This window comes from Phycisphaerales bacterium (genome assembly GCA_040217175.1).
Lineage (GTDB): Bacteria > Planctomycetota > Phycisphaerae > Phycisphaerales > UBA1924 > JAHCJI01.
In genome coordinates, this window is sequence record JAVJNT010000002.1 from 69,653 (window position 1) to 86,639 (window position 16,987).

The window sequence follows — 16,987 nt, forward strand, 5'->3', positions numbered from 1 at the left end:
CCGGGCTCAGGCGAGCGCGTCGAGCAGTTCGGCGATGCCCTTGCCGTGCGTGGCGACCGTTTCGAGGATCGGCCGGCGGCCCGCGATATCGCGCAGGTCTCGCACTAGCTCGTTCTCGCCCGGGTGGTCGGCCTTGTTGCACACGAACAGGTCGGCGATTTCGAGGATGCCGGCCTTGTCCATCTGCACGGCGTCGCCCATGCCGGGCGTGAGTACGACGATGGTCTTATCGACGTGGTCGCGGATGCGCGTCTCGTTCTGCCCCGCGCCCACGGTCTCGATGAAGAGCGTGTCGTAGGCCGAGTGATCTGGACCATGGCCCTCGCACGCACCGCCGATGAGGTCGGTCACGTCTTCGAGGGCGTGGTAGTCCTCGCCCCGGATCGCGAGCGACCGGTAGTACGCCGCCTCGCCCAGGCGATTGAAGTCGACGCGCAAACGATCGCCAAGCAGGGCGCCGCCGGTGATCGGGCTCATCGGGTCGAACGCGACGACGGCGCACCGACCAAGGCTCGAGTCCTCCTCCGCCCGCCGCGCGTGCTCGGCCACGAGCTGGGCCACCAGCGTGCTCTTGCCCGCGCCGGGAGAGCCCGTGATGCCGATGACGCGCTTGGGCCGGCGGCGCACGGCGCTCGACCGGACCGGCCGCTCGAGGTGCGCCAGGCTGATGTCGCGTGCAAGCTGCGCCGTCGGATGGCCGCCCTCAACTTCTTGCGGGTACGCCGCGACCGTCTCGCTCGCGGCGTTGACGATGTCGATGAGCCCGACGCCGGTCGTAAAGCAGCGGGCAACGCCGGCTTCCTTGAGCGCGGGCAGGTCTTCCTGCGGCAAGATGCCGCCCATGTGCACCGGGATGTCGCCTCGCCCCACGCCCTTGAGGGCCTTGAGCAAGTTCGGGCCCAGCGTGAGGTGGCTGTTGCTCATCATGCTTGCCGCGATGACGTCGACGTCCTCGTCGCGGGCGCTGATCGCCAGGCTCTTGGGCGTCTGCCAGAGCCCGCTATAGATCACGTGCACGCCAGAATCGCGCATCGCGCGGGCGATCACCTTCACGCCGCGATCGTGGCCGTCCAGGCCCATCTTGCCCAGCAACACACGCGGGCGGTGGTCGAGGCTCGCGCAGCGGTCGGCCTTCTCGAATTCGGTGGTGGCAGCGCCAAGGGGCTGGGCCATGGAAGCTCCTGAAGCAGTCAAACTGGATCGGGCCCAACGCGGCAGGCCAAACAACAACCGATCGAACCGCGCCCGATCCGACCGGTTGAGAGGATATGCGTCCCGCCACGGTTGTTCGCCGCAGGCCTCCGACGGCATCGGCGCACGAAAAACCCCGCCGGGAAGCGGGGTCGGAAGTCAGACAAGCGGTACCTTGGACCTAGTAGACGCGGCCGGACTCGGTCTGGACCTCGGGCACCTCGATGATGGTCGGGGCGACCTCGATCACGCGGTCCTCGCGGCTGACGGCGTCCTGGCCGCCGATGCTCAGCTTGGCGCGGTCCTCGTAGCTCAGCTCCTTCTCGCCGGTCGCCAGGCTCTCGAGCTTGGCTTCCTGCTCGGCCCGGAGCTGGGCCAGGCGGTCCTTGACTTGGTCGATGCTGTGGGCCTTGTACGGGCCGAGCTCGTCCAGGGTCTTCTGGCGTGCTTCCATCATGTCGATCATCCGCTCGTTGCGGGCGATCGCGTCGATCTGCTGGTTGAGCCTCCACAGCTCGCTCTGGAACTGGCTCCGCTCGCTCTCGAGCTTCTCCAGCAGGTCGTTCAGGCGCTGGCGCTGCGTGCCAAGCAGATCGATGTCACGCGAGATCGACTGGGCCTCGAGCTCGTAGGCATCGCGGGTTTTTGCGATCTGTGCCGCCTTGGCCTGCGCCTCGACGAGATCCATCTTGTTGCCGTTGAAGCTGACGCGGACGATGGCACCGTGGCCGGCCTGGGCCCGGGCGTGCTCGGCCCGATCGAACAGGCCGTGCATCGCTTCGAGATCGGCTTGCGCCAACTCGACGACGCGCTCGGCGACGGCCAGCTCACGCTCGTACTCGGCGGTCTGGGTGTCGAGTGTCGCCAAATCCTGGCGGACGCGGGTGATGCGCTCGGGGTACTGGCTCTCGAGCTTGCGGAGCTGGGCCCGCATCTTCACCGGATCATCGATGTTGCGATCGATGGTGTCGTTCACGGTGTCGCGGGCCTGAGTCAGGGCGGCGCCGACACGCTCTGGGCCGGCGACGGCGATCAGCCCGCCGCCCACGAGGGTCCCGATGACGCCGACGCGAATGATGGTCTTGACGAAGGGCATTGTGCCGACCTCCTTACAGGCGTTCGTGTCTCCGGCTCATCGCGGGGCACGGGCCCCTGTCCGAGTCAGCCGGCGGGCGTCGGCTCCTCCTTGTCGGAGCCACTCGCCCTGTCACAGCCGTTGTTGGGAACCGACGCCGGGAGATTTCACGCCCCGCCGTGTTTCTCGCCATTCTGCCGGCTTCGCGGGTAACCGGACTTTCCCGTTTCCGAAAGAAGCAATGCGGGCGGCCAGAGGCCCCTTTTTGGGATCACCCGGCCCGCCGGCACGTCATAATGAGGGGGGCGAGCGTTCCACCGCACCCCGCCGAATCGAGGAACCAGGGGATCCGTGGATGCTGCACTCTGTCACCACAAGCTTTATCGGGCGACTTAGGAGCAACGACGAGGCTGCCTGGTTCGAGTTGTGGGAGACCTTCGGGCCCGTCGTGCGCACCCAGCTCACGCGCTGGGGCAAGGGCCGCATCGGCGTCGAGACCGTCCGCGACCTGTCCCAAGAGACGCTCGCGGCCCTCAGCGACTCGATCGACCGCTACGACCCCAGCCGCGGCGCCCGCTTCAGTACGTGGCTCCTTGCCATCGCCAAGCACGTCCTGGGCGATGAGATCGACCGACGCATGGCCCAGAAGCGCGGCTCGGGCAAGAAGGCCGTCGCCCTTGACGAGCGTTGGGCGACCGTGCCCACGAGCATCGGGGCCGACGCCGAGTACGAGGCGGCCGTATTCCGGGCCAAGATCGAGGCCGCCCTGCGTGCCGTCGAGCACGAGGCCGAATTCGTGGACTTCTCGATCTACCGGATGCGCGTCCTGGACGGCATGACCGGACGTGACGTGGCGGCCCAGATCGGCGTCAGCGAGCCCACGGTCAGCCGCCGGCTGGCCAAGATCCGCGACATGGTCCGGGAGCGTTCCAGGATCATGGTCCAGCAATTCAGCTTCACCGAGGACGAACTGAGCGAGGCGGCGCGAAACGGGCTCGACCTGAATCCAACAAAGGCTGACGACGATCTGTTCGACGAGGCCATCGCCGAGATCTATCACCGGCAGGCCGAGCTCCGACGGAGGGACGAACAGGCCGCCTTGGACGGCTGACCGGCCATCCTCCCCCCGGCCAGCCAGGAGGCTCCGATGACTACCCCGCTGCTGCTGATCCTCGCCGTCCTCTTGCTCCTGCCTGCGGCCGTCGTCATCATCGTCTACGCCATCAAGGCGTTCTCGTTTATCGTCAAGCGCGTGTTCGGGTTCGTCTTCGGCATGGTCGGCGACGCACTGCGCCTGGTCGGCACGCTCATCGTCGTGCCCATCCTGAGCCTGCTCGTCGTCGCCAACATCGTCATCGGGCGATGGTCGGCCGCCAGCCACTTCGGCAAGGGCGTGGCCGACGAGGTCCGGACGTTCGGCGCCGCGCTCTATCGCCTGTGCATCGGCCACCCGGCACGCCTGCTGTGCCTCACCCCGCTCACCGAGGGCCTGGAGCGCCGGCTTCCCGAGATCGTCGCCGCCGCGCCCGGGCCCGACAAGCCCAGCCGCCGCACCGGCGCGTTCGACGGCTACGCCGTCACGGGATCGCTGCCCGGCGGCGGGTCGGGCGGCAAGCTGTACCTCGCCACGCCGGACGAGCGCAAGCGTGGCTCGTTCCTGCGTCAGAACCTCGGCGAGGTCGACCAGGTCGTGATCAAGTCGTTCCACCTGCGCGAAGGCTCGAGCCTACCGCAGATCGTCCGTGAGAGCCGGAGCCTCGACGCGGCCCGCAAGATGGGCCTCGTGCTCGAGCACGAGCTGACCGACGAGCGGTTTTACTACGTCATGCGCTACGCGCCGGGCGAGTCGCTCACCCGCGTCACGCAGCAGATGCACGCCATGACGGGCGCCAAGGGCCTGAGCAAGCGCGACCTCAAGACCGTGCTGGGCTACCAGCGCGACCTGCTGGACACGCTGGCCGCCTACCACAAGGGCGGGCTGTGGCACAAGGACGTCAAGCCCGACAACATCATCGTCGACGGCGACAAGGCACGCCTGGTCGACTTCGGGCTCATCACCCACCTGCGCTCGGCCATGACGCTGACCACGCATGGCACCGAGTACTTCCGCGATCCGGAGATGGTCCGCATGGCCCTCCGCGGCGTGAAGGTCAACGAGGTCGACGGCGAGCGATTCGACGTCTACGCCGCTGGCGCCGTGCTGTACTCGATGATCGAGAACAGCTTCCCCGCCCACGGCGGGCTCAGCCGCGTCAGCCAGCCGTGCCCCGAAGCCGTCCGCTGGATCATCCGCCGCGCGATGACCGACTACGACAAGCGGTATCGCTCGGCCGGCGAGATGCTGGGCGACATCCAGTTCGTGCTGACGTCCGAGGACATGTTCGCCATCAAGCCCGCCGAGTTGCCCAGCATGGGCGGCGGTGCCGCGATTGCATCGGCCATGGAGGCCGACGAGGTCGACGACCCGCGCGCCGTCTCCCCGGTTGCGCACCAGACTCCCCCGCCGCCCCTGCCACGGGATGAAGACGGCGAGGGCGAGGGCGCCGTTCCGCCGCGACGGATCCGCGTGCTGAACTGGTGGTCGGGCAGCTTCACGGTGGGCGGCAAGGAGGCCAAGCCGCAGGCCGACGTTCCGGTCGACGTCGGCGCCCCCGCGCCCGCATTCGTACGCGCCGGAGCGCCGCTTCCGGGCGCCACCAAGCACCGCGCCGCCGCCGAGCAGCGCGCCGCCGCGCGTCAGCGCGCCCACGACCGCCGCAACCGCGCGCACCAGCGTCGCCGCCAGATCACCGGCAAGGGCAGCAAGCCGGGCAGCGGTGCCCGCTTCGGCGTCGGGCTTGCCATCATTCTGGTCATCATGCCCGCCATCGCCGCGGGCCTCATCACGCTGCGCTACGCCGGCCCGGATAGCAATTACTACGAGGGCCGCAGCCACATCAGCGCCCCCGATGGCCCCGACGCTCCGTGGAAGCCCCGCCGCTTCGATTCCCCGGGCGACCTGGCCGAGGAGATCCGCCACGCCGTCCGTCTTTCGGCCGAGCGCAAGGGCGACGTCGACGGCACCTTGCTCGTGGTGCGCGACGCGACGGGGCTGAGCCTCGAGCAGCGGGCCGTGCTCGAGCACCGGCTCGCGGCGCTGCGGGCCGCCGGCGTCCGCGTGCTGGACACGCACAACGCCGATGCGGACGAGCTTTCGCACGTCACCGAGCTGCTCGCCACGCTCCGCAGCTACGTCGGCATGAACGACCCGCGGACGGCCTCGGGCAGCAAGATGCTGGGCGAGTGGATCCGCGAGGCCGACGAGGTCGACGCGATCTATTGGATCGCCGCCGATGAGCGCGACGCTTCGAACGCCACCACGATCACGGGCGCTCGAGGCGACGCGGGCGAATCGATCATCAACGCCATTCGCCGCCTGCCCTGATCCTGATCACTCAGCCTTGACCGGCTTCGGCTGGGCGCCCGAGACCTTCTCGAGCGCCCGCTTTGCGATGTAGCCGATCACGCCCAGCACGGCAAACGTCACCACGAGCGCGATGATGATCTCCAGCCTGTCTCGCTTGAACAAGTCGACGAGGTTGTCGCCGCGCTTGGCGCCCTCGGAGGCCAGCCACACCGCCGCGAACGTACGCGGCGCCATGCCCAGGGCCGTCCCGACCACGTAGGGCACGAGCCTGACGCCCGAAGCGGCCATCGCCAGGTTCGTGAGCGCAAAAGGCGAGTTGGGCGGCACGCGGATGAGCGCCACGATCGCGGTCGTTCGCACCAGGCCGTGCCCGATGAGTGCGTCCCGCACGGCCCGGGCCTTGGCGTTTTCGTCGATCATCTTCTCGACGCGGCGCTTCGAGATGGTCCGCGCGATCGTGTACCCGATCAGCGACGCGCCGACGAAGCCAGCCCACGCCGCGAGGAAGCCGACGACGGGCCCGAACGCCCACCCGCCGAGCAACGCCTGCGAGTACGTCGGCAGCGCCCCAAACCCGGCGCTGAACATGAACAGCACCGAGTACAGCACCACGCCCATCAGTTGGTGTGTCTCGAGCCAGGCCGAGATGTCGCCGATGAAGGCCAGCAGCAAGATCCCCCCAAGCGGCGGCATCGCCGTCCACGCGATGGCGAGGACTCCGGCGGGCCCCAGCCGCTTGAAGAACGAGACGAAGCCCTCTTTTTTCTCCGTCGACTCCTGCTCCGACGCCGTGCTCTCGCTCTCGGCCGCCTGGCTCGCCTCCGCATCCTTCGTCGGGGCGTGCTCGGCGTCGCTGGGCTGGTCGGGCTTGGTCATGGCCCAGCGTACGCGGCGATGCCCAGACGCGCCATCGCCTATCCTCGTGTGTTGACGAGAAACCCCGCGCCGTTCGGCCCACCGGCCGCCCCGGCGCCTTTCCTGCCCGCGATCGCGGGCCGAGGTCCTGCCCTTCCATGCTGCCCAAGCCCCCGCCGCGTGAGCCCTCCCTGGGCTTCATCTACTCGCCGCCCTACCGCGTCCAGGGCATCTCGATCGCCGGCGAGGCGACCGCGATCCAGGTCCCCGAGCTCGACGTGTGCTTCGACATGGGCGCGTGCCCAAGGCCGATGCTGGCCAGCCCCATCTGCGCGCTCAGCCACGGCCACATGGACCACGTGGGCGGCCTGGCCTACTACCTCAGCCAGCGGCAGTTCCAGGGCATGGGCACCGGAGCCATCGCCTGCGACGCACGCATCGAGGGCGACATCCGCCGCATGGTCGAGGGCTACGTCGGCCTCGAACGCCAGCGCACGCCCTACGAGATCCACCCCCTCGAAGACGGCCAGAGCCACCTTCTGAAGCCCAACCACTACCTTCGCGGCTTCCACACCGAGCACACGGCCCCCTCGATGGGGTACGTCGTCTACGAGAAGCGCACCAAGCTCAAGGAAGACTTCGTCGGCCTGCCACAGGAGAAGCTCGTCGAGCTCAAAAAGCGCGGCGAAGAGATCACCCGCAGCTTCGAGGTGCCCCTGGTGGCCTACACGGGCGACACGCTGCCCGGGGCCCACCTGCTCCGCGCCGACGTCCGCGAGGCCCGGATCGTCATCGCCGAGTGCACGTTCTTCGAGAAGGGCCACCACAAGCGGTCACGCATCGGCATGCACATGCACGTGGACGACATCGCCCAATGGCTGCCGCTGCTGAACTGCCAGATGCTCATCCTGGGCCACATCTCCCGCCGCACGCAGTTGGGGGATGTCCGTCAGGCGCTCGAAGAGCGGCTCGACCCCGAGCAACTTGCGCGCGTCCGCGTGCTCATGGACCATCGAGCCAACCGCCACGAGTACGAACGGCTGGTCGCCGAGTCGAACGAACAGTCCAGCGAAAAGTAGCGCCACGAGTACGCCAGCCGCATTCGGCATCGGCCGGGTGTCGGAAGCGGTTGACACGCTCGACGACTTGTGGTATCTTGAACACCGCGTCCGTTCGAGCGGTGGGAACCCGAGCCACCCGTACCCGTCAGGCAGTGCAAGCCGCGGAAACGGCCGCTCTGTCTTGCGCCCACCGCCGAACACGGAACCGACGCGGACTGAGGTGCCTGCATGGGGTTCGTCTCGTCCAACGGCTCGTCAAGCGGATCGGGGCAAGACTCGCACAGCGGCCGGCCCGAGGCGGTGACGCTGTGGACCGAAGCCCTCGCGACGGTCCGTTCGGAGCAGCCCACGCTAGTGCGCGTGTGGTTCGACGAGCTCGAGCCCGTCGCGTTGGCGTCGGGCCTGCTGACGGTGCGGTGCGCCAGCGACGTGCAGCGCGACCACATGGAGCGAGACTACGCCGGCATGTTCACCCAGGCCGCCCGGCTCGCCTCGGGCCAGCTGGTCAACGTCCGGTTCGTCGGGCCCCAGGGCCAGGCAGCCCCGGCCGTCCGAAACGCGCGACAGCTCGCGATCAACGCCGACAACACCTTCAAGAACTTCATCATCGGCCCGGGCAACCGCCTGGCGCACGCCGCCGCGCAGGCCGTGGCCGAAGAGCCCGGCATGCGGTACAACCCGCTGTTCATCCACGGCGACGTCGGCCTGGGCAAGACGCACCTGCTGCAGTCGATCTGCATCCGGATCAAGGACCAGCACCCCGACTGGGTCATCGAGTACGTCTCGTGCGACGAGTTCACGAGCCAGTTCATGGAGGCGGTGCAGGCCGGACGGATGGGCGACTTCCGCAACGAGTTTCGGCAGGTCAACATGCTGGTGATCGACGACGTGCACTTCCTGGCCAAGCGCGATCGGACGCAGGAAGAGTTCTTCCACACGTTCAACGCGCTCTACCAGACCAACCGCCAGATCGTGCTGAGCTCCGACGCGCCGCCCGAGGACATCCCCGACCTCGAAGATCGCCTGGTCAGCCGGTTCAAGTGGGGCCTGGTCACCGCCGTCGAGGCCCCCGACTACGAGACGCGCATCGCCATCGTCAAGACCAAGGCCCGCCTGCGGGGCCTGACGCTGGGCGAGGGCGTTGCAGAGCACGTGGCGGCCTGCATCGACTCGAACATCCGCGAGCTCGAGGGCGCCATCACGAACCTCCAGATCCGCTCGTCGGTCGACGGCCAGGACATCGACCTCGACCTGGCACGCAAGACGATCGCCGCCCCGGAGAAGACCGACGCGGCCACCAGCGCCACCATGCAGGCGGTGCTCGACGCGGCCATCAGCTTCTACGGCGTCAAGCTCAGCGACCTGCAGGCCAAGAAGAAGACGCGGTCGATCGCCCGCCCCAGGCAGGTCGTGATGTACCTGGCCCGCAAGCACACGCGACACTCGCTCGAAGAGATCGGCGGCTACCTCGGCGGGCGAGACCACACGACCGTCATGCACGGCGCCAAGACGGTGGCCGAACTCCGGGACACCGACCCGCAGTTCGCCGGCGAACTCGAGCGGCTGGAGTCGCGCATCGTGGGTTCTCAGCAAGGCTGACGGCGTCCGAACCGTTCTGCCCGCTTGCCGCGCCGCTCCACGGCGTTCGAACTCGCCTTCCACAGAATAAAGCCAAAATCACCCCCGCTTCAGGGGGACTCCACCCTGCCGGGGGAAAGTTGTGTCATTGACTCGTCCACATCGGACGCGAGCAACGCAACACCGCGGCGGATGGTCACACTCGACCACGGGCCGCGACCAAGGAGAACCTCGATGAACACCACGCAACTCGTCTTCGTGAGCGGGCTTGCCCTTGCCATCTCGGCGGGCCCCGCCCTCGCGCAGACCCGCAGCAACAACGACCAGGACAGGCCCGATCGCACGCAGCAGGATCGCCAGGACCGGCTCGAAGAAGCTGCCGCCGCCGTCCGTGATCGCGACGGCCGCTATGGCTCGTCCGCCAACATCCTCACCTCGCTCGAGGGATTGTGGAACGTCCAGGTGCGGGTGAACCGCACCAACTGGGACGCGATGAACACCGGCGGAACCGATCGTCGCTCGCCGGAAGGCCGCGAAGGCGCCAACCCAGACTCGACGACGCCTCGCGACGGCGACGCTCGCCGCGAGCAGGACCGCCGTGAGACGGATCGCCGCGAACGCGACGGCGTCGAGCGCAATGGACAGCGCCAGGACCGCACCGGCACGGCTCGCAATGGGTCGATGCAGACGCAGGCGACGTCGAGCGCCGACGGACTCGCTCGCTCGCACCGGGTGATGGACGGGAACATCCTCCGCACCACGCTGCTCTTCGGTGAGGGCGTGGCCGAGACGCGTGGCGGGCCCGCGGTTCGCGAAGGTGAACCCGGCAACGAGCGCGACGACCAGCGGGAGATGGATCGTCGGGCCGAGCGTCGTGAGGCCACGACGTCCACCCGCACGATGCGGCAGGACGGCTTCGACAGCAACGCCCTCCGTAGCGTGTCTTTCCTCGGCTACGACGGTCGCACGGGCGAGTACAACCTCGTGCTCATGACCGGGCAGAGCGCCGCCATCCACTACTTCACCGGCAAGTACGACCAGGGCGCCCGCCGCATCGTGTTCACCGGCGCCGACCGTACGTCCCCGTCGGCGACGCGGCCGGGCCAGGACCGCACGAGCCGCAACGGTGACGGCACGACCACGGTCACCAAGGTCGGCGCGGTCGAAGGCATGAGCATCGTGCTGCAGATGGAGAGCAACGAGCAATACTCCATCACGGCCTACCGCGGACCGACATCGGTTGGCTCGGCCGCGAGCACCGATCTCGGCGGCCAGCCGAGCCAGCGTGGGGACCGGCAGAACGATGATCGCAGCGACCGTCGCGACGGCGACCAGCGGCAGGATCGGGAGGGCCGCGACGCGCAGATCGCTCCCAACGTGATCTACAAGGCCACCTACACGAGAGCGGACGCCAGCATGCGTTCGCAGCAGGACCGCCTCTTCGATGAGTACGAGCGGTCGGAACGCTCGACCATTCGCGGACGCTAAACAGAAAACCGCCCGGGCCTGGTGTGGACCCGGGCGGCGTGACTCGTGGTGCTCTGGAGCCGAGCCACGGGGTCGGCTCTTCTCCAACGTCCCCGGCAGCCGCGTGTGCGCGGTGCCGGGGATTTCTTTCACTTCCGCCTAGTCGTCCTTCTCGTGGTGGGCGACGCGCGGCATGTTCTCGAGGACCTTGTCGATCAGCCCGTACTTGAGCATTTCTTCGTCATCGAGCCAAAGGTTTCGATCGCAGTCGCGCTCGATCTTGTCCTTGTCCTGGCCCGTCGCGTCGGCGTAGATCTGGTACAGGCGCTCGCGGAGGCGGATGATCTCCTTGGCCTCGATCTCCAGGTCAGTTGCCTGGCCCTCCATCACGCCGCCGATGAGCGGCTGGTGCATGAGGTTGCGGCTGTTGCGCAGGCAGAAGCGCTTGCCCTTCGCGCCGCTGGCGGCGATGACCGAGCCCATGCTCGACGCCTGGCCGATGATGTACGTACGCACATCGGGCTGGATGAAGTTCATCGTGTCGATGATGCCCAGGCCGCTGGTGACGCTGCCACCGGGCGAGTTGACGTAGAGGTGCACGTCGCCCTCGGGGTCTTCGTTGGCCAGGAACAGGAGCTGGGCCACGATCAGGTTGGCCATGTCGTCCATCACCGGCCCGCCCAGGAAGATGATCCTGTCCTTCAGCAGGCGCGAGTAGATGTCGTACGACCGCTCGCCGCGGCCGGTCTTCTCGATGACGATGGGCACCAGGTAGTTCGATTCAACGCTCATGGGCGGGGGTCTCCGGCTTGGGGTGGTCTTCTACGGTCAGCGGCATGACGGGGTGTTGGAAGTCGCGTCGGCTCAGCCGCCGGACTTCTTCGTGTGCTGGAGCACCTCGTCGACGATGCCGTAGGCCTTGGCCTCTTCGGCGCTGAAGTACTTGTCGCGCTCGCTGTCGCGCTGGATGGTTTCGGCGTCCTGTCCGGTGTGATTGGCCAGGATCTCGTTCAGCGCACGCTTGCTCTTGATGATCTGCTCGGCCTGCAGGCGGATGTCCTCGGCCTGGCCGGTCACGCCGCCGTAGGGCTGGTGGATCATGACCTTGGCGTGGGGCAGGATGTACCGCTTGCCCTTCTCGCCGGCGGTCAGCAGCACCGCCCCGCCCGAGTAGGCGCGGCCGATGCAATACGTCGCGACGGGGCTGGAGAGGAACTGCATGGTGTCGTAGATCGCCAGCGTGTCGTCGACGGCGCCGCCCGGGCTGTTGATGTAGAAGTTGATCTGCTGGCCTCGCTTTTGGTCTTCGAGGTACAGCATCTGCATCATGACGCGGGCCGCCGAAGCGAAGTTGATCTCACCGATCAGGAACACGACCCGATTCTCGAGCAAGAGCTCGTCGATGGTCATCTCACGCGTGCGCTGGTAGGAAACTGCCGATGCGGGCATGGGCGGACCTTCTCCTCTCTGAAGCCGACTGGTAGCCGACCCGTATCCGTGGAATTGCCGGCCGGTCCGGGCTCGGGCCCGGTGGCCGGGGTGGAGGCTTCCCGACAAGCCGTTCATCGGCTCGCCGGCGTCGGGGCTGCAACCGATGGGCCAGTTTGCCCACCAATCCCAGACGCCCCAAGGCTACCCGGGGTCGCCGACGCACCCCATATCGGCCGGAAGCCCGCGCCCGGTTCGGCCGGGGCCCGCCGCCGGCCCGCCGTTCTGGCAGCGAGCGATAGCGACCGGGCGGCATGGGGGGCGTCGCGGACCCGATCAGCCACCGAGGGCCGGCGATGGCCTTGGGGCCACCGGTTCCGTACACTCCCGCCCACTGCGGTCCCGGCGGGGACCTGCGGGTGCCTGGAAGCCGGCGGGCTCGCCCGCGGAGGATCTGTTCTTTGCCGACCGCCGTGATCAGCGACATGCACGGGAACGCCACCGCCCTGCGGGCCGTGCTGGCCGACATCGAGGCCAAGGGCGTCGATCGCGTCGTGTGCCTGGGCGACATCGTCGGGTATGGCCCCGAGCCGCTGGCCTGCGTCGATCTCGTCCGCGAACGGTGCGCCTGGTCGCTCATGGGCAACCACGACTTCGCGGTCCTCTACGAGCCCACGAACTTCAACCCCATGGCCGCCGGCTCGGCCTACTGGACGCGCGAGCAATTCGATGCGGAGCCCGACGAGGCCAAGCGCACCGAGCGGTACAACTTCCTGGGCCGGCTGCGAGTCCGCGTCGCCGACGCCGACTCGCCCTTCGGCGTGCCCCTGCTGGCGGTCCATGGCTCGCCCCGCCGGCCGATCAACGAGTACATCTTCGATAAGGACGTTCGCGACGCGCCCGAGAAGCTCGAGGCCATCTTCGAGCGCTTCGAGGGCGCCTGCGTGGTCGGCCACACGCACGTGCCGGGCGTCTTTACCGACGAGCCAGACTTCTACCCGCCCGACGAACTGGGCGATTCGGGCTTCAAGCTCCGCGAGGGCGAGAAGATCATCATCAACGTGGGCTCGGTCGGCCAGCCGCGCGACGGCGACCCCCGGGCCTGCTACGCGATGCTGCACGAGGATCGCGTGGAATTCCACCGCGTCGAGTACGACGTCCAGGACACCGCCGACAAGATCAAGGCCATCGCCGAGCTCGACGACTACCTGGGCGATCGCCTCTTTGGCGGGCAATAGAGACCCATGGCAGCACCGACCAAGAGCATCGCACGCATCCTGATCCCGCTCTCGATCCTGGTCGCCCTCGGCCTGCTCATCGCGCTGCCGGTGATCAACCAGAGCGGCAGCGGCACCGGAACGACCGGCCAACAGCAGGGCCAACAGGAACAACCAGCCACGCCCGACACGACGCCGGCGACCGATGGCGCATCCGAAGAGGCAGCCGACGACGAGCCGGTCCAGGCCGACGCCGGCGAGACCGCGCAGCCCGCGGACGAGCCGACCGAATCGCCCTCGCCCGAACCAGAGACGCAGGCCCCGCCCCCTGCCGACATGCCGGCGTACCGCGTGCTCCCGGCGCTCGATCCCAATGCCGCCATGCAGCCGGCCCGCATCGGCGGCGTCGACCCGGAGGCGTTCGCGCTCGAGCTTTCGTTCTCGCCCCTGGGCGCGGGCGTCGAGCGCATCGAGCTGGCCGGCTTCTCGCGCAAGCTGGGCTCGGCCGACCCCGTGCCCGTCCAAGAGACCTGGAACCTCCCCACCGTCACCGGTGGCACCGTTCGCATCGTGCCCTTCGCCGCCGTCGCCGTCGAGATCGACGGCCAACGCGTCCCGATCTACACGGCCCTCGACGATGCCGGCGTGGTGCAGCCCGCGTGGAACGAGGTCGGGCCCGGCCGATTCGACGCAACCATCGTGGACGCCCAGGGCACGCCCGTGCTCACGCTGGAGCGCCACTACCAGGCCGACGGCACGAGCCACGACTTCACGCTCCGCCACTCGGCCCGCAACCTGACCGACCAGCCCCTCGACGTCCGCTGGATCACCTTCGGCCCCGCCCAGCTCTACCAAGAGAGCCAGGGCTACGGCGGCGACAAGCGGCGCGTGCGCTTCGGTTTCGTCGAGCCAGGCAACCCCAACTTCGTCGTCGGCGGCGACTACATGGAGACGATCGCGGCCGTCTCGGGCAAGCGCGACAAGCAGACCGGGCGCTACGAAGCCTCTCGCAGGCTCTGGCCCACGACCCAGGCCGAGAACAACGGGAACCGGCTCGCCTGGGCCGGCCTGACCAATCGCTACTTCGGCGTGGCGATGCACGGCGTGGCCGAGGGCGATGCCTCTGCGGGCTCGATCCCGCTGCTGACGCCGGTCGAGTCGGTATCGCGCGTGCTGCTCGATACGGCCGCCCGCCCCAATGAGCCCAACTACGTGCTGGGTCTCGAAGTCACCAGCCCGGCCTACGAGGTGCCTGCGGGAGAGGCATCGGCGCACCAGATCGGCATCTACGCGGGCCCCCTCTCCCGCTCGCTCATCACGTCGAACCCGTCGGCGAACGCCGTCATGCTCCGGCAGCTCGTGCAGTACACGTTCGGCGGTCCCTGCGGCTTCTGCACGTTCCCGTGGCTGGCCCACATCCTGGTGTGGCTGCTGAACCTCATCCACGACTACGTCACGCTCGACTGGGCGCTGGCCATCATCATCCTCGTGCTGATCGTCCGAACGGTGCTGCATCCGGTGACCAAGTGGAGCCAGATCCGCGTGCAGCGGTTCAGCCACCAGATGCAGCAGATGGCGCCCAAGCAGAAGAAGATCCAGGAGAAGTACAAGAGCGATCCCAAGCGCATGCAGGCCGAGATGGCCAAGCTCTGGCGCGAGGAGGGCATCAACCCCGCCGGCATGCTGGGCTGCCTGCCCATGTTCCTGCAGACGCCCGTGTGGATCGCGCTGTATGCCTCGCTCTACTTCGCCATTGAGCTGCGCCACGAGGCGGCCTTCTTCGGCGTCTTCCAGATGATCGGCGGCTGGCCCTTCCTGGCCGACCTCGCCCAGCCAGACAGCGCCATCCCGCTGCCCCAGGCGGTGCACTTCTCCCTGCCGCTGATGGGCACGATCACGGCGATCAACGTGCTGCCGCTGCTGCTGGGCGTGGTGTTCTTCGTGCAGCAGAAGTACATGATGCCGCCGCCCAGCGCCACCATGACGCCCGAGCAGCTGGCCCAGCAGCGCATGATGAAGGTCATGATGGTCGTGATGTTCCCGATCTTCATGTACAACGCGCCCAGCGGCCTGGCGGTCTACTTCATCGCCAACTCGGCCCTGGGCATCATCGAAATGCGCTACATCCGCGCCCACATCAACAAGAACGACCTGCTCACCCCCAAGCAGCGCGACCCGGGCAAGAAGACCTACATGCAGCGCCTCATGGAACGCGCCCAGCAGCGCCAGGAGATGATGCAGGCCGCCCGAGGCCAGGGGCCCGCCAAGGGCCCGACCAGCGGCGCGCTGGGCGCCCGGCGAAAGAAGACCGAAAACCGCCGAAAGGGCCGCCGGCCCTGACGGGCGTCGACTCCGCACGATGGACACGACGTCGACCATCGTGGCCCCGGCAACGCCCATGGCCTCCGGCGCACGCGCGGTCGTGCGCCTCTCGGGGCGCGGCGCGTTCGACGCCATCGATGCGATCGCTGTCTCCCCGATCGACCGCCGCCGGGGCGTCGGCCCGATCCGTCTGAAACTGCCGACCGGAGCGCTGCCCACGCTCGCCGTCCGCCTGCCCGGCCCGCGCTCGTACACCGGCGAAGACACCGTCGAGCTGTTGCCCCCTGGCTCGCCCACGCTCGTGGCGATGATCGCCCGGCTGCTGCTTGGGCAACCCGGCGTGCGCCACGCCGAGGCCGGCGAGTTCAGCGCCCGGGCCTACCTCAACGGCCGGCTAACACTGGAACAGGCCGAAGGCGTGGCGGCCACGATCGCTGCTGGCACCGACGCCCAGCTGGAGGCCTCCCACCGCCTGCTCTCGGGCCAATCGGGACGCCGATACGCCGAGATGGTCGACGAGCTGGCATCGCTGCTCGCGCTGGTCGAGGCGGCGGCCGACTTCAGCGAGGAAGAACACGTCGTGCCCATCGCCGCCGGCACGCTGCACGATCGATTGCGTTCGCTGCGCGACGAGCTCGAGGCCGAACGTACCGGCAAGCGTGGCAAGGAGAGCCAGTCGGCAAGGCCGCTGGTCGTGCTCGCGGGCGCGCCCAACGCGGGTAAGACCAGCCTGTTCAACGCCCTGCTCGGGCGCACGCGTTCGGTGGTCTCCGAAATGGAGCACGCCACGCGCGACGCCGTCGTCGAGCCGCTCCGCCTCGAGCATCCATCGATCGGCACCATCGATTGCGAGCTGGCCGACCTGCCCGGCCTGCAGGATCGATCCGTCATCGAACTCGACGCCGACGAGGGAGCCAGCGTGCAGTCGGTCATCGACGCGGCGTTGGAGCGGGCGGATCTCGTGTTGTGGTGCGATCCCGAGGGCTTGTTCAACGGGCCCGACACCGCGCCGCAAGCGATGCTCGTGCGCACGAAGGCGGACGAGGTCGATGTGGAGGCCGGAGGAACCATCGCCGTCAGTGTGCGCTCCGGGCTGAACCTCGACTCGCTCCGCCTGGCGATGGCCGAAACCATCGACCACGCCCGCCAGGACGCCGGCGCCGGCCTGCTGCCGCGGCACCACGCGCTCGCGAGTGCCGCCGTTGACTCGCTCGGGCGGGCGATCGCGTCGGTCGCGGCCGATCCGCCCGACGGCCTGCCCGCCGAAGGCGAGCTGGTGGCGGCCGAGATGCGCCTGGCCCTGGACGCCCTTGGAGAGCTTGGTGGAAGGGTCTCGCCCGACGAGGTGCTGGGACGGATCTTCGCCAGCTTCTGCGTGGGCAAGTAG

13 protein-coding genes are annotated in these 16,987 nt (G+C 68.4%); 8 read left to right on the top strand and 5 right to left on the bottom strand.

Annotated features, from left to right (window positions below):
• Positions 1 to 6 precede the first annotated feature (6 nt).
• Together RIA68_07315 and RIA68_07320 are read right to left on the bottom strand one after the other, a co-directional pair.
• Positions 7 to 1,173, bottom strand: a complete 1,167-nt coding sequence (locus RIA68_07315) for a cobalamin-dependent protein (protein MEQ8317248.1) — start codon at positions 1,171 to 1,173, stop codon at positions 7 to 9.
• A 199-nt stretch (positions 1,174 to 1,372) separates the two neighbouring features.
• Positions 1,373 to 2,287, bottom strand: coding sequence for a hypothetical protein (locus RIA68_07320; GenBank protein MEQ8317249.1), 915 nt, complete (start codon positions 2,285 to 2,287; stop codon positions 1,373 to 1,375).
• A gap of 334 nt (positions 2,288 to 2,621) precedes the next feature.
• On the opposite strand from RIA68_07320, the gene RIA68_07325 reads away from it, so the two are divergent.
• Complete coding sequence (locus tag RIA68_07325; protein MEQ8317250.1) at positions 2,622 to 3,377, top strand: sigma-70 family RNA polymerase sigma factor; 756 nt, start codon at positions 2,622 to 2,624, stop codon at positions 3,375 to 3,377.
• 36 nt (positions 3,378 to 3,413) lie between these two features.
• On the top strand, positions 3,414 to 5,690 hold the full coding sequence (locus RIA68_07330; protein MEQ8317251.1) for a hypothetical protein: 2,277 nt from the start codon (positions 3,414 to 3,416) through the stop codon (positions 5,688 to 5,690).
• A 6-nt stretch (positions 5,691 to 5,696) separates the two neighbouring features.
• On the opposite strand, the gene RIA68_07335 is transcribed toward RIA68_07330, so the two are convergent.
• Entirely contained in the window at positions 5,697 to 6,548 is an 852-nt protein-coding gene (locus RIA68_07335; GenBank protein MEQ8317252.1) for a VTT domain-containing protein, read from the bottom strand.
• Between the two features lie 137 nt (positions 6,549 to 6,685).
• Here RIA68_07335 and RIA68_07340 point away from each other — a divergent pair, with 137 nt between their 5' ends.
• From RIA68_07340 to RIA68_07350, 3 genes are all read left to right on the top strand, one after another.
• A complete protein-coding gene (locus RIA68_07340) occupies positions 6,686 to 7,606 on the top strand; it encodes an MBL fold metallo-hydrolase (protein ID MEQ8317253.1) in 921 nt (306 codons plus the stop codon).
• Between the two features lie 210 nt (positions 7,607 to 7,816).
• Entirely contained in the window at positions 7,817 to 9,187 is a 1,371-nt protein-coding gene (gene dnaA, locus RIA68_07345) for a chromosomal replication initiator protein DnaA (protein MEQ8317254.1), read from the top strand.
• A gap of 213 nt (positions 9,188 to 9,400) precedes the next feature.
• Positions 9,401 to 10,654, top strand: coding sequence for a hypothetical protein (locus RIA68_07350; protein MEQ8317255.1), 1,254 nt, complete (start codon positions 9,401 to 9,403; stop codon positions 10,652 to 10,654).
• 138 nt (positions 10,655 to 10,792) lie between these two features.
• Here the strand turns inward: RIA68_07350 and RIA68_07355 are convergent, their stop codons facing one another.
• Both RIA68_07355 and RIA68_07360 read right to left on the bottom strand, forming a co-directional pair.
• The gene (locus tag RIA68_07355; GenBank protein ID MEQ8317256.1) at positions 10,793 to 11,425 is read right to left on the bottom strand and encodes an ATP-dependent Clp protease proteolytic subunit; all 633 of its coding nucleotides are present in this window, start codon (positions 11,423 to 11,425) and stop codon (positions 10,793 to 10,795) included.
• A 72-nt stretch (positions 11,426 to 11,497) separates the two neighbouring features.
• Positions 11,498 to 12,082, bottom strand: coding sequence for an ATP-dependent Clp protease proteolytic subunit (locus RIA68_07360; GenBank protein MEQ8317257.1), 585 nt, complete (start codon positions 12,080 to 12,082; stop codon positions 11,498 to 11,500).
• Positions 12,083 to 12,522: 440 nt separating this feature from the next.
• Between RIA68_07360 and RIA68_07365 the strand changes: the two genes are divergently transcribed.
• Genes RIA68_07365 through RIA68_07375 form a run of 3 tightly spaced genes read left to right on the top strand, consistent with a single transcriptional unit; the run spans position 12,523 to position 16,987 of the window.
• A complete protein-coding gene (locus RIA68_07365) occupies positions 12,523 to 13,299 on the top strand; it encodes a metallophosphoesterase family protein (GenBank protein ID MEQ8317258.1) in 777 nt (258 codons plus the stop codon).
• Positions 13,300 to 13,305: 6 nt separating this feature from the next.
• Positions 13,306 to 15,618 carry a membrane protein insertase YidC gene (gene yidC / locus RIA68_07370; GenBank protein MEQ8317259.1) on the top strand — a complete coding sequence of 771 codons (2,313 nt, stop codon included), beginning with the start codon at positions 13,306 to 13,308 and terminating at the stop codon, positions 15,616 to 15,618.
• Between the two features lie 19 nt (positions 15,619 to 15,637).
• Positions 15,638 to 16,987 (top strand): GTPase, encoded by a 1,350-nt coding sequence (locus tag RIA68_07375; GenBank protein ID MEQ8317260.1) that lies wholly within the window; start codon positions 15,638 to 15,640, stop codon positions 16,985 to 16,987.